General features: G+C 71.8%; 9 protein-coding genes. 1 reads left to right on the forward strand and 8 read right to left on the reverse strand.

Annotation, left to right across the window (positions count from 1 at the left end; translation table 11 throughout):
• Positions 1 to 51: 51 nt before the first annotated feature.
• Positions 52 to 1,863, reverse strand: coding sequence for a CHAT domain-containing protein (locus WMF20_RS25990; RefSeq protein ID WP_437604651.1), 1,812 nt, complete (start codon positions 1,861 to 1,863; stop codon positions 52 to 54).
• 362 nt (positions 1,864 to 2,225) lie between these two features.
• Between WMF20_RS25990 and WMF20_RS25995 the strand changes: the two genes are divergently transcribed.
• On the forward strand, positions 2,226 to 3,494 hold the full coding sequence (locus WMF20_RS25995; RefSeq protein ID WP_437604652.1) for a hypothetical protein: 1,269 nt from the start codon (positions 2,226 to 2,228) through the stop codon (positions 3,492 to 3,494).
• 26 nt (positions 3,495 to 3,520) lie between these two features.
• Here the strand turns inward: WMF20_RS25995 and WMF20_RS26000 are convergent, their stop codons facing one another.
• The 7 genes from WMF20_RS26000 to WMF20_RS26030 form a co-directional block, all read right to left on the reverse strand.
• Positions 3,521 to 4,096 (reverse strand): hypothetical protein, encoded by a 576-nt coding sequence (locus WMF20_RS26000; RefSeq protein ID WP_437604653.1) that lies wholly within the window; start codon positions 4,094 to 4,096, stop codon positions 3,521 to 3,523.
• Positions 4,097 to 4,098: 2 nt separating this feature from the next.
• Complete coding sequence (locus WMF20_RS26005; RefSeq protein WP_437604654.1) at positions 4,099 to 5,790, reverse strand: hypothetical protein; 1,692 nt, start codon at positions 5,788 to 5,790, stop codon at positions 4,099 to 4,101.
• A 12-nt stretch (positions 5,791 to 5,802) separates the two neighbouring features.
• Complete coding sequence (locus tag WMF20_RS26010) at positions 5,803 to 7,146, reverse strand: metallophosphoesterase (RefSeq protein ID WP_437604655.1); 1,344 nt, start codon at positions 7,144 to 7,146, stop codon at positions 5,803 to 5,805.
• Between the two features lie 41 nt (positions 7,147 to 7,187).
• Positions 7,188 to 8,408 (reverse strand): hypothetical protein, encoded by a 1,221-nt coding sequence (locus WMF20_RS26015; protein WP_437604656.1) that lies wholly within the window; start codon positions 8,406 to 8,408, stop codon positions 7,188 to 7,190.
• Positions 8,405 to 10,120 carry a peptidoglycan-binding domain-containing protein gene (locus tag WMF20_RS26020; protein WP_437604657.1) on the reverse strand — a complete coding sequence of 572 codons (1,716 nt, stop codon included), beginning with the start codon at positions 10,118 to 10,120 and terminating at the stop codon, positions 8,405 to 8,407. The genes WMF20_RS26015 and WMF20_RS26020 overlap by 4 nt, the downstream gene beginning before the upstream one ends.
• Positions 10,121 to 10,181: 61 nt before the next feature.
• Positions 10,182 to 11,489 carry a hypothetical protein gene (locus tag WMF20_RS26025; RefSeq protein WP_437604658.1) on the reverse strand — a complete coding sequence of 436 codons (1,308 nt, stop codon included), beginning with the start codon at positions 11,487 to 11,489 and terminating at the stop codon, positions 10,182 to 10,184.
• A 285-nt stretch (positions 11,490 to 11,774) separates the two neighbouring features.
• Complete coding sequence (locus WMF20_RS26030) at positions 11,775 to 13,688, reverse strand: eCIS core domain-containing protein (RefSeq protein ID WP_437604659.1); 1,914 nt, start codon at positions 13,686 to 13,688, stop codon at positions 11,775 to 11,777.
• Positions 13,689 to 13,740 lie beyond the last annotated feature (52 nt).

Raw genomic sequence — 13,740 nt, forward strand, 5'->3', positions numbered from 1 at the left:
GGCGCAGGCCGGCGGGATCGCGGAGGGGACTCGCCTGGAAGGGAGGGTGTGTCACGAGGCGTCCTCCAGCGCGAAGGCGTCGAGCTGCTCCGCGAGCTCCACCAGATCTCCGGTGGTGGCCGCGATGTGGCCCGTGCCTGGCAGCCCGCCGCCGTTGCCCCAGATCTCGATCTCGCTCCCTTCGACCCCAGGCGCGAGGACGGCCAGGCTGTCCGGGGGCGCCGGGCGTTGATCGTAGAGCCAGCGCAGCAGCATGCGGTGGCGGAAGTCGAGGCTCGAGAGCGCGACGAAGAGGCCGGGCTGGACGCGCGGCCGCGCCAGGAGCTCCTCCATCCATAGCGGCGGCCGGGCGCCGTCGGCGCCGAGGGGGCCGTGGATGTGATCGTCCTCGGTGAGCAGCGGTGGCGAGAAGATGGGGCGCGGCTCGGCCGAGTAGCCGCCGTACAGGCGGAGGACGACGATCTCGCTGTCGAGATCGAAGCGCCTGGGCATGACGGGATCCATCTTCCACATAGCCGCCCCCGCGGCGCGCTTGACGACGCGCGGCTTGCCGCCAGCGCCCAGGAGGGACGGCTGGATGGCGTACACGGTCCGCTGCGGCAGCTTCTGCGCGATCGCGTGCTCGAGGCAGGGCCGCCAGAGCAGCGTGACGTGGACCCCCGGCCGGACGAAGCGCGCGAGCGCCTCGACGAGCGGCGGGGCCGTCGCAGCGGGCGAAGCGGTCAGCGCCTGCTGGAAGAGCGAGTGCAGCACCTCCTGCCCGAACCGGAGCACGCAGCGCTGGGTGAGCGCGCTCAGCGACATCCCCTGCGCCGCCGGCTCGCCGCTCTCCTGCATGAACTGCTCGAGCTCCCGCTGGAGCGCGGCGCGATCGTCCTCGAGATCGCCGAGCACCATCGTGAACGGCCGCTCGAGCAGGCCCTGGAGCGCGGGCGCGAGCGCCCTCGATCGGCCCTTCTTCCCCGGCCTCGTCACGCGGCGGCCCTGGAAGTTGAAGACAACCGAGTCCGAGCCGCGGAGGTACAGGATCGGCGAGAATGCCTCGGCGCTCTGGGAGAGCAGCGTCCGCCGCGCCGCCGCCACGCTCGCGCCGATGTCGCCCTGGCTCAGCGAGGCGCCCGTGAGCGCGCGGTAGAGCTCGGTCGAGCACGCGCGCGCCACGTCGGCCTTCACCGGCCAGAGGTGCGCCACCACGGCGTCCGCTCCCGCCCTGGCCAGGATCTCCGCCGCGCTGCCGAGCGCGCCGGCCCTGGCGCCCTCGCAGGCCTCGAGGATCACGAGGCGCAGCTCCTCGCAGAAGGCGGCGGAGAGCTCACGCCCCAGCGCCTCGGCGGTGATCCAGGCCTCCTCGCCGTCCTCGTCGTCCGAGACGCGCAGGACGGGCTTGCCCGAGAGATCCACGCCGCCGTGACCGAGCCAGTGCACGACGTGCGGGCTCTTGCCGCGACGGAGCCGATCGAAGAGGGCCCGCGCGCTGATCTCCGGCCCGGCGATCGGATCGAGCCACTCCACCTCGCCGGCGTCGATCGACGGGGCGAGCGCCTCGCGCAGCACGTCGAGGGCCCGCTCGCCGGTGCCCGGCGCGATCCCGAGCACCCGGACGGCGCCCTTGACCTCGCGCGGCTCCCACGGCTCCGACGAGGTGACGCCGCGCGCGAAGAGCACCCTGGGGTCGGTCCCCAAAAACCCTTCGGACGTCCCCGGCCTGCAGAGCGCCTCCCAGGGGATGGCCTGGAGCGCGTGATCTCGGGCGAAGAGCCGCAAGAGGAGCGGACCGCCCTTCGACGCCTCGCCGAGCCGCACGAGGACGTCGCGCAGCTCCCCTTTGAAGACCTCCTCGTGGAGCGCCTGCGAGTCGCTCACCGCCGCTGGATCGAGCGATTTAGCGCCCCGGACCGCCCTCCCGATCTTGTTGGCGAAGGCCTGCAGGGCACCGAGGCCCTGCTCGGAGGATATCGCGTGCCCCGCGGGGCGCTCTCCCCGGCTGCCACGCGCGCTGACGCGCACCTCATCACCGCTGATGTCGAGCTCGATCTCCAGCCACATCGAAAGACAAGCCTCGCTAGGTTGTGCTGCCTGCCGTGCCTGACTCCGTGGCTTTGTAGACCGCAGCAGGAGGAATTCTCACCTTAAAAACTATTAAGAACCCATCGGCGGGAACGTCCCTGGGACGTGATTAATGATGTGTGCCGGCAGGCGTGCGCGACTGAAGAACGGACACGATCATGGAACTCACGGACGATTCTCGCTCACGATGGCTCGGCAGATATGAGACCCCGCGCTCCATCCGCCTTCGCGACGGCCTCCACGTCGTCGCGGCGACGCGCGCCGGGGACGCGGAGCCCTGCGTGGTCATCGTGCCCGGGCCGGCCGCCAGCGCGGCGCGGGCGAACACCGTATTTGCCGAGATCGAGCGCGTCCACGCGCTCCTCGATCACCCGCTCATCCCGAAGGTCGCGGCGCGCGGGGTCGCCGACGGCATGCCGTACATCGAGCTCGCCTGTGACGCCGTGATCGACGGCGTCGACCTCACGAGCCTCCTGAACGACGCCGGCTGGAAGGTGCCGCCCGGGAGCGCGGCCGGCCTCGTCGCGAGCCTCCGTAAGGCGATGCGGGCGGCCCACGCGGTGGTCGATCCGAAGCACGGGCGGCCCGTCTGCATCGGTCGCGTCTCGTGTGCTGACGTCCTCTTCTCACGCGAAGGGCGCTTCTATCTCGTCGGCTACGGCAGGGATGCCCCGCTCGAGAGAGCCGGAGAACAGCAGATCGACAGGGTCCTGGAGTTCCAGGCGCCCGAGGTGGCGGCCGGCGGCGAGCCGACCCCGGCGGGCGACGAGCTCGCGCTGTCGCTCCTCGCGCGGTCGCTCCGGCATGCGGTCCAGGGCAGCGCGGCGAGCGCGCGCGGCGCCGACCGGAACATCCGCTCGATGGACCTCGATCGGCCCGAGCAGCTGGAGCGGCGCGCCCCTTTCGCGCCGGCGCACACGCGAAGGCGCGCCGAGGAGGCGGACCTCCTCCACCACCTCGCGCCCTGCAGCGAGGCGCCTGATCCCGAGGCGTTCGCGTCTCTCGTGGCCAGCTTGCTCGCCGGGCGGCCGCTGCCGCTCGCAGCGGAGGCGGCGCCGGCCTGCCCGCCCACGCTGGTCCTCGGCTGCGAGGTGCGCTGGATCGCGGCAAAGGACGGCGAGAAGCACACGCTCGGGCACGCGCTCAGCCGCATCGTGACGGCCCTCGTCGACCGGCACGACGAGGCGCCGGACGCCGCGCTCTCGCTCCAGGACCTGTTCGAGGCCGGCTGGCCCGGCGAGCGGCCGGTGGCGAACGCGGGGGCCAACCGCGTCTACGTGGCCCTGACCCAGCTCCGCCGCATGGGGCTCAGGGACGTCATCGAGCGCCATGAGCACGGTTATCGCCTCGCGCCGCGCGCCGTCGTCCGGTTCGTCTCGCCTCGGACCGAGCACGCGCGACCTCAGGACACGCGCTCTGCCCCGTGACGGGCGCGGCGCGCCCGCCGGCGTCGCTACCTCGCCTTCTGCTCCCCGGCGAACGTCTCCGCCACCTTGAGCACGAGCCGCTCGCTGAAGCCAGCGATGAACGCGATCGCGAAGGCCTTGCTGTTGTCGGCGTCCCCGAGGTTCAGCACCCTCGACTGGAGGAACGCGTAGGCGGCGAGCCCCGGCAGCGCCCCGAGGACGGCGCGCGAGAGGGTGACCCGCGCGTCCGACACCTGCGCGTGAGCCCTGGCCCGGAGGGAAGAACCCTTGAGCGATCGAGCAGCGCTGAAGGTGGCTCCCAGGGCGCCAAAGGAGAAGACGCCGAGGAGGGTCCGAACTCCCCAGGCAGGCCATTGTTGGACGGGAGCTCGCGCCGTGGCCGTGAGCGCCACGAGGAGCAGCAGGACGAGGAGGGCGAGCAGCGCGAGCGTCCAGAGCTGCTCCCTGAGGAGCCGGCTGCTGGTGTTGACGCTGTCGACGTGATCGCGGCGGCGTGACCGCAGGACGAGGCGCCGCCGGGCCCTGCGTGGCGGCGCCTCGCCCGCGGGCTCGGCGGGGGGGAGGGCCGGCGGGGCGTCGGGCTCCTCTTCGGGCGTGCGCACCGCTACGGCAGCTCGCCCAGCGCCTCGAGCCCGGCCTCGCAATAGGCGTCGTACCAGCGCTGGAGCTCTTCGCGCGTGATACCGTATCTCTCGGCGATCTTCCTGTCGCCCTCCTCCCCGAGGATCTTCTCGTGAACGGCGCGCTGCATCCGCGCCGCGTCCCGCGCGCGCCCCGCCGCCGGGGCCGGCGGCGCGGCGGGCAGCTGCGGGACGGGCGAGCGCACCTCCGCCGGCGCGGGCGTGGCCTTGACGGCTCCCCTGTCGCGGTCGATCGCGAGCCGCGCCGCCGGATCACCCAGGAGGACGTACCCCGCGAGATCCTCGCGCAGCATCCACAGGTTCGCCCGCCGCTTCGCGCGACCCTGGTCGGGGGCGAGCGGCTTGCCCGCCGTCTCGGCCCTCGCCTCCTGGTTGTACATCGCGGCGAGCTCGTGGTTGGCGTTCCCCAGGTAACGGAGGAGCTCGTTGTACGAGTTGCCCACGCGGGCGCCCTTGACCAGCGAGCTGAAGACGCCCTCGAACCGCGACGCCCTGTCCTTGCCGTCGGGCCCCATGTCCTGGAAGCTGTAGGTCCAGGCCAGATCGATGTGGGCCATGACCGCGAGCGGGCCGCGCGGGCTCGCCAGCGCGGCCTGCGGCAGCGCGGCGATGAAGGGCCGATCGCCCGGCCTGGGGAGGCCGGCGAGCACGCCGTCGACCCGCCCGCCGAAGCCGCCCGCGTCGCGCAGGCGGGCGAGCCAGTGGTGATAGGCGCTCGCCGCCGGCGTCCCGCCGCCATAACACGCGAGGAAGAACCAGATCCCGCCGGGCAGAAAGGGCCTGTCGCCGAGGTCCTCGGCCGCGATGCGCACGCCGGAGCCCAGGCTCATCGCCCCTTGCACGGCGCGCTGCTCGTCCGCCGATGTCCATCCCCTGCGGGGCGCGCCCAGGCCGTGGCTCATGGTGAACAGCATCGACGGCTCCGGCCGCCCGAGCTGCTCGAGGAGCGCGCTCCTCGCCGCCTCGGCGCCGTCATACCCGATCTCCTCGATGTCCCTCGCCTTGAAGCCGCCCCTCTGCCGGGTGTCGCGGCACCGCGCCACGCTGGGCGCGACGAGCGCCCTGTGGCCGATGGTGGTCGCCGCGGTGCCGTCCTGCGCGGTGAAGAAGAGCGCCCGCGCCCGCGCCTCCCTCGAAGGGGCGCGCTCCGAGGAGAGGAGCTTGTCCACGTACGCCGCGTAGCCCGCGGCGGACCGGGACACCAGGCGACCGACGAGCGCCTCGCTCGCCATGGCCTGCTGGAGCTCGAGCGAGACCTCGTCGAGGTCGCCGAGCACGAGCAGATACCGCGGCAGATCCTCGAGCGCGACCGACTCGTCATGATAGACGCTCTTGCTCCACCGGATCGCCGCGTCCGCGTCCATGCCGGCGGGGACGCGGTAGGGCACGACGGGCGCGCCCTGGTCCTGCTCCCGCTTCCGGATCAGGGGCTCGACGAGCGCGAGGAGGGCGTCGCCCGCGGGCCCCTCGGGCGCGATGACGGACCAGCGCTGGAGCGAGAGATCGTTGGGATCGTCGGAGAAGTCGGCGAAATCGTGGATCAGCTCCTCTCCGCCGGGCTGCGGCTCGTCCGCGGCGGACTCGAGCGGCAACCCCTCTTCGAGGACGGGTCGTTGATCGTCGGCGTGGCAGAGGAGCAGCTCGATGTCGGACATGACTCCTCCTTCTCAGCGCGCCACGTCGCCCGAAGGCACGCGCGCGGCCCCCAGGGCGTGGAGCTTGCCATCGTCCCATTGCACGAGCCGCATCGTCGCGCCGCCGTCCGGGTGCGCGTCGAGGAGCACGGCGGTGAGGCGCTGGACGGTCTTCGCCGCCCGCTGCCGCTCGGGCAGGAGCCTCGGGTTATCGCGCAGCTCTTCGAGGAGCTCGGTCCACGCCTCGTCGCCGGCGTCCGAGCGCGGGAGCTGCATCAGCCAGATCCACGTGCCCGTGTTGGCGAAGGCGATGCCGTCGGCCACCTTCCAGCGGGCCGCGTGGGTGTGGCCGAGCACCACCGCGCCGGCGTCGAACTTCTTCGCCAGGCGCCGGGCGTCGGCCCACTCGGCCTCCTCGGGCTCGAGGCGGAAGTACTCGTCCCCGAGGGTGCCGGCGAGCCTCTTCTGCATGCCCGCGTAGAGCTTCAGGCCGGCGCGCGCGAGCTTGAGGCTCGCGGTCGACATCGTCTCTTCATCGGCGAACGCCGCGGGCCCGTCGCCGAGCGTGGCCTCGATCGCCGCCGCCTCCTCGGCCTCGAGGCCGGCGTCGGCGAACCGCTCGGCGAGCCCGAGATCCTCCTCCTCCTCGGCGAAGGAGGCCGCCGACCCCGCCTTCTTGAAGAGCTGCCAGGCGATGTCGAGCGAGGCCGCGCTGAAGAGCTGCTTCACGATCCCGGGCGCGACCGCGAGCGCGGCGAGCGCCGCGCCCTGGAAATCGGGCTTGAGCAGGCTCACGAAGCGCAGGCCGTGCCGGCGCGCGATGGGGTTCATGAGCTGCTTCACGAGGACCGAGCCGGCCGCGTACCTGAACCGGTCGAGCCGGGCCAGGCGCCCGTAATCGACCTTGTTCCAGTTGTCGTTGTGCTCGCCGTGGGTGACGAGGATCCGGGCGCCGCCGACGTCGAGGATCGCGGGGGCGTCGCCCAGCTGGAACGTGAGGCGCGCTGCGATCTCGGGCGGCTGATCCATCGCCGCGCGCAGGATCTCCTGCACCTCCGGGACGGCGAGCTCCACGTCGTGGTTGCCGAGGCGGACGATGACCTCACCGCCGCGCGCGAGGACGCGCCCGAACGCCTCCAGCACGGCGGCGCTCGCGGGCGCGGCGGCGATCGCGCGGGCCTGCGCGGCGGCGCGCGCCGGATCGAGCTCCAGCGGGTCTTCGTTCATGAGGAAGTCGACGCCATCGCCGTTGACCACGACCCGCGCGGGCTCGCCCGCGATCCGGTCGAGGAGCGCGGGCAGCGCCTCCCCCCCGGCGAAGACGTCGTAGTCACCCCCGTTGCCGAGGTGCAGATCACTGATGATGAGGGTACGCATGAAGGTTGTCTCCCGGTTGCTGGGGCGCCCGCTGCCGCGGCTCAGCGGAGCGCCGCGGGCGGCGCCCAGATCGCCTGGTGAGGGCGGTTGTGCAGGCCCTGGGCCGGGCTCCACGACATCTTCGCGTTGCCCCTGGCATCGCAGAAGACGTCGAGCAGCGGCCGGTTGTCCGGGGCGAGCTTGTTCGGCGCGTCGGACTTCGAGTTGACGCACCACGTGGGCTCGATGCGGTCGTGGAAGGGCGCGCCGCGCAGCGAACGGAGCAGCCAGGAGATGGGGAGGCCCTCGTCCTCCATCGACATCCACTCCGAGCGATAGAGCAGCTCGCCGTCGCCGCGGCGCCGGAGGAGCAGGCGGGCGCGCCCGCGCGGCTTCAGATCGCTCTTGACCTCTCCGAGGCCGTCGATCCGGGCGATGCCGCGGAACGACCACCGACCGCCGGAGAGCGCCGGCGGGATGAACGGCCACCAGTGCGACTCCCAGAGCATGCGCGCGCCCCTTCCGGCGGCGGCGTGCGTCGCGGGGTCGTTGAACGAGGTGGTGGTGTCCCAGAGCTGCCATTTGCGCTCGACCGGGTGCTTGCGGATCACCATCGCCACGTGCCCGCTCCCGGCGCCAGCGGCGCCGGACGCCGACCAGAAGAGGCACGAGCCGACCGTGACCTTCTCCCAGAGATCGTCGGGCCAGTCGGCGAGCACCTTCGGGACTGAGGTCCAGCCGTCGCCCAGCCTGGCTGCCGCCGGCAGCGCGTCGGTCCCGCAGCCGATGTCGCCGTACGGGCCGCCGTCCCAGCCGCCGATGCAGAGCGCGGTGGTCACCGACTGCTGGCACTGCCCCACGATCGGGTACCGCCCGCTGCCCGCGATCGCCTTCGCGACGCCTCTTTGCGCGCCGTAGAAGAAGGCTGGCATCGTGTACGGAATGCCGGTCTGGTGCTCGGCGATGGCCCGCGCCCAGTCCTCGCGGTCGCCGGAGGCGGTGTCGTAATCGGGGTGCGAGAAGATGTCGCCGATCCCCTCCCTGGCGCGGGACAGGATGAGCTCGGCGAGTCCCTCGGCGTCCTCGGGCCCGCGCAGGCCGTGCTCGGGCGGGTCCAGCAGGTTCACGGTGCGGACGAGCTGCGGTGGCGGCTCGTCGTCGGCGAACGCGACCGGGCGAGCCAGCCACTCCTGGGGCGGCTCGGCGGGCGCCGGGTCCATGTCCACCCACGCGGGGACGCTCGCCCGCGGCGGCGCGCCTTCATCGCTCTTCTCTGCGGTCATCGGTGCTCCTCCTCTTCTCTTCGAGTTGATGTTTCCGCGCCTGTCGCCCGGGTCGCCGCGCTCGCGACGAGGGCCGCGTCGAGGGCCGCGAGCGTCGCGGCGCCGACCACGCCGTCGGCGGCGAGGCCGCGCTCGGCCTGGAACCGCTTGACGGCCGCCTCGAGGCCCGGGCCGAACGCGCCGTCAGCGCCGCCAGGCACGCGCTCGCCCAGCGCGATCAACGCCTCCTGCAGCGCCTTCACCCCTGGTCCCCTCGCCCCTCTCCGGAGCGCGCCCCGACCCGAGGCGACGCTCTCCAGATCGGGTCGCCCGGCGAGGGCGGCGCGCGTGAGGCGCGGAGCCTTCGGCGGGTTCGGCGCCTCCGGCGGGGGCGCCGCCGCGGGCGCGCCCATCGCGGCGGCGAACGGGTCATCCGCCGGAGGCCCCGCGGCCTGGAGGAACGGCTCGTCCAGGCAATCGAGCCCGTCGTCCTTCATGTGCCGGAAGTAGAGCCGGAACTGCCTGAAGTCCGGGATCCACCTGTGCTTGCGCGCCTTGCCATAGAAGTAGCGGCCCACGAGCGCGGCGAGGCGCCGGTCGCGCTGCTCCGACGGCGACCCGGGGCCGAGCTGCGGTACGGCCCACTCGAGACACCCGATCACGTACCCGGGCGCCCAGTGCTTGAGGTGCGCGATCAGGTTGAACAGCGCCTGCGTCGCGATCGCATCGGCGCCGCAGATGTTGCCCGAGCCATCCATGAACGTGCGGAGCTGGGCCTCGGTCACCGCGTCGCGCGTGGCTGGATTCCTGGCCAGATCGATCAGCAGGTGGAGGAGCGGGACGGAGCGGCGCAGGATCTCGAGCGCTTCCTTGCCTCCGGTGACGACCCTACCGGCGTCGAGATCGACGACGTCGTACACGTTGCTGCCGCGGTAGCGGACGCCGGCGGCGCCGAGCGCCTCGCGCACGGCGTCGTTCGCGGTCGCCCGCTCCATCACCTTGCCCAGCCAGCCGCGGCCGCCCCAGCCCGTCCCCCAGGTGACGATCTGGTCGTCGTAGGTGTTGATGGCGGCGGTGCTGCCCTCGCGCGCCTGGAACGCGCGAAAGGCCATGATCTTCCGCCGATCGGCGGGGCTCGCCCTCGCCGCCCGGGCGTCGAAATAGCCGTGCAGGTAGGCGAGGTGTGCCTTGTCCGCGCTGCCTGTGTAGATGTGCCCTGCGCCCCAGGGCTTGAGCCCCGGCTCGACCGGCACGGCGGCGCGGCGCCGCGCGATCTCGGCGGTGAGATCCTCGGGCAGCGCGCTCCCAGCCTCCACCGCGCCCGAGCCGCGCGCGTGATCCTCCCAGACCGGGAGATCGCCGTCCGCGAACGAGAGGGCCCCGCCCGGGCCCCCCCTGGCCCGGGCGGGATCGGGGCCGGGCGCGGGGAGCGAAAGGTCGACGTACGCCGCGGAGGATCGGAGCTCGGCCACGCCCGCGAGCGACGCCTGGATCTGCTCCAGCAGCGCGGCGTGGAGCTCCGCGCGCCGGGCCTCCTCGATCTCGTCGAGGCCGATCTCCCAGGTGTACGACGCGTCCTTCCCGCGCAGGATCCGGTGCGCGAAGAGCGCCGGATCGAGCGTGGGGAAGGCCCCGAGCGCGAAGGCCGAGGCGCGCGAGAGCAGGGCTCGCTCGACCTCCTCCGCGTCGCCCCGCGTGGCGGCGAACTCGAACAGGAAGACGTTCCGTGACATGGCAGGTCCCTTTCGGCGGTGACGTCTCCGAATGAAACCTACGAGACCTGGCGTCGTCATCTTAAGAGAAATTAAACTGGGTGTTCCTTCCCGCTCCGTCAGCGCGGCGCGCGTCGAGGAGCGCGGCGCGGTGCTTCACCGAGCCGGCGACAGCGAAGGTCGGCTCCCAGGCAAGCGCCTTGTCCCACGCGTTCGCCCGCGCCCGTTCGAGCTGGTAGGAGGTGGTCACGCGGTCCTCCCGCTGCTTCACGAGCTCCTCCTTCATCCTGCCGCTCTCGTCCTTCGGAACCGAAAGCTGCCCCGTTTCCGGGTCGATCTCGCCCTTGCGGAAGTAGATCACCATCCGGATCTCGTCGACCACGGGGCCGTCCTGCTTCTTACCGCCCTTCTCGCGCGCCTCCTGGGCCTCGAGCACCAGGAGCAGCGCCAGGCTCTCCACCGAGTAAAAGATGCTCGGGCTCCGGACGCCGTACAACGTGTGGACGCGGACCGCCCCCCGAGCGTTTCCGGCAAAGGCGCGGGACAGCTCGTTCCACAGCTTGTCCGCCTCGGGCGCGTAGTCGATCCCATTCCCCGAGAAATTGATGCTGTCGAGGAGCTCCCCGGCGATGGTCATCTCCACCGAAGCCGCGTCCTGATTGCCGGCCTCGCTCTCGGCCTCGGCGGCCCGCCGGGCGGCAGCCTGAGCGGCCTTGTAATCGATCCCGCCCGTCCACAGGAGGGTGCCCGCGCCGCCCGAGATCCCCTTCTGCGGGGCCCCACCCCCGGCCCGCAGCTGCGGGTTCGTGGCGTCGATCCTCGCCGCGAGCTCCTTGGCCATCTGCTCCAGGCGATCGTCGAAGACGCCCTTGCCCGCGGGCGTGGCGTCCGCCTTGGCGACCACCTGCTCGATGAACCGGCGCGCCCAGTCGATGACCCAGCGGAGCTTCAGGGGAGGATAGCGCTCCTCCAGGACGGCGACCCGCTCCGAGAGGCGGAGGTTGGCCGGGTGGGTCTCCCAGTCGAACTTCGGCGGCTCGAGCTTCCGGGCGGTGTCCGGCAGCGCGGCCGCGAGGGCGGAGGCCGCCTCGAGCAGCCGATCGGCCCCCTCGGCCGGCTTTTGCGCCAGCGCCTCGGACGCGGCCGTGTCGACCCTCGGCGCTCCGGCCGGCGGCGCGCTCGAACGCGGCGCCCGCGCGGCGCCCTCCCGATCCGCGAACAGATCAGCCCCGAACGCCCGCTCCAGAGATGCGCGCACCGGCTCGGCCGGCGGTCGGGTCAGCGGCGGCGCCCTCCGCGGCAGGTGCATCGGCGCTGGAGGGCGCGCCCGCGACGTGCGGGTGGCGTTCCCCGAGGCCTTCGGAGTGGACCGGTCGACGGCGATTTGCATGAGACTCTCCTTGGCGCGGGCGGAGAAACGAGGTGGCCCCGCGCGTCACCGCCAATCCTGCGATCAACGAAGCCGCGGTCGCGCCTCTGCGGATCGAGGACGAGCGCCCGGAGCGCAGCCGGATGCTCACAGGTCAGCGTCGATTTTTTCATGGCCGCGCGTCGAGCACGCCCCGGCCGCACGGGGGTCAGATCGCGTTCCTGCGCCGCCGGGGCGCGGGGGCGTTCACGCGGGCCGGTGGGGCGGACGCTCGGCTGTGCTCGGGAGGGGCGAGGCGTGGTTTCATCAGGCTGGTACACCCTCCCTGTGCGTCGCTGCCTCTTGATTCAGGAATCGGAAGATCAAATTGACGATGGCAACCAGTTTTTTCTCCACGAGCGCATTGATCTTTTGAACGGCGCCAGGATCGACATCCTTACCCGTGATCTCTCTCACGTTTCGCTGCCAGACACCGGCACCGAAGTAACTCTGATCCAGCCGCTCGATCTGCGCCCTGACCTCGGTCTTGCGGTCGACGGGAGGGGCGTTGCCCGCGTTCGCGTCATTGACGAGCGGCGTCAGCACATTGATCAATTCATCGTTCCGACCTCCGGCCGCGGTGTTCTCTGATGTCGTGTGGCGGCCCGAGTGCGGGACGGGGCCCAATGTCCTTCGCGCGGCAGCCAGCAGTCGAAGGCCCTCCTTGATCTGTCCGCCGCCGCCGACCCCCTCAAGGGTGCCGACCATCTCGTTGTAGATCGTGCCTTCCGTGTCCCGCGGGAGGCGATAAAATGTATTTGGCTCGATGGGATAGCTCGTGAGGATCTGCGGGTCCTCGGCGATCTCGTCGCGCAGCTGCATCTCTGCTCCGTAGACGGCTTTCAGGACTCTGCGCATCAGATCCGTCACACCGCCGGTCGTCAGGTTGTAGCCGAAGGTCACGAAATGCGCCTCGATCCCCTCATATTCGGGCTTCGACTCCTCCTCGCCCAGCGCCTTCATGGCCGCGCTATTCACATCGTTCGGGACCACGAACGGCATGTCGTCGTCTCCCAATTTTCGCCATACAAAGTTGTGATTCTTCTCCAGCTTATCTCTGATGTTGCCAGCCTCGGGGCTCGCCGCGGCCTCCTTCCGCAAGGTGGCGAACGGCACCGCCTCTCGGATGTTCCCCTCTGTCCCTCGATCCCACACCAGGGTCCCGATGCTGACGGGCGGCCCGCTCCACCTGTTGAAGACGCCGGCGCGGATCCTGTCCAGATCCTTCTCGGCCGGTTCGTGCCTGTTCCCCTCATACGGCTTGTTGAGCATGACCGTGAGGCCGAGGTCGTGAGGGTCCGCCTCGGTGCCGCCGAAGCGCACAACGAGATCGTTGAACCCCTGCCCCGGGATCGCAATGGCTTCGTACAAGATCGCTCGCTGCTTCTTCGGATCCTGAGGCCATTTCTCGGGATCCGTGCGCCCCCAGGCCACTTTGCCGTAATCGCGGTAAAACCTCCGCTGCCTTCCGTTGATGTGGTAATTGCCTGGCTCCCTGGGGCCGGTGGCTTCGTCCGGAGTTCGTTGCGCGACCAGCGGCGAGCGCTGCAGAGGGCTACAGGCCAGGCTGCTTTGCGGGGCGCGCGTGCCCGATGCAGGGACTTGGTCCCCCCGCGCCGCCTTGGCCCCCAGCGCATCGGCCTCTGTCTCGAGCGCCGGGTCATCATTGATCGCCACCCCCGCGATCGTCTTGGTGGGCCTGACCCTCCCGGCCCGTTGCTGCATGACGTGCGCGAGCTCGTGCCCGAGCAGCGCCTGCCCCGCCCGCGTCTCCGGCGCCCAGCGCCCCGGCGCCACGTGGATCTCGCTCCCCTGCGTGTACGCCACCGCCCGCAGGGCCGCCGCCCGCGTCGAGCCCTGATGCACCCGCACGCCGGAGAAGTCGGCCCCGAACGCCGCCTCCATCTTGGCCTTCACCGGCGACGGGATCCCCGTGGAATTGACGCCGCGGCCCGGTCCGCTCCCGGTCCCCACGCCGGGCCCAGCCGCCTTCGCCGCAGCCGCAAAGAACTCAGCCCCGAACGCCTGCTCCAGCGCCGCTCGGGTCGACGCGGCCGGCGGTCGGGGCAGCAGCGGCATCGCCCTCCCCCGCACGAGCAGCGGCGCCGGAGCGCGGGCCCCCGACGTGCGGGTGGCGTTCCCCGAGGTCTTCGGGCTGGACCGGTCAACGGCGATTTGCATGAGACTCTCCTCGGCGCGGGCACTGAGACGAGGCGACCCCGCGCGTCACCGC

Origin of the sequence: Sorangium sp. So ce834 (assembly GCF_051521425.1) — a bacterium.
GTDB classification, from domain to species: Bacteria; Myxococcota_A; Polyangia; order Polyangiales; family Polyangiaceae; genus Sorangium; species Sorangium cellulosum_D.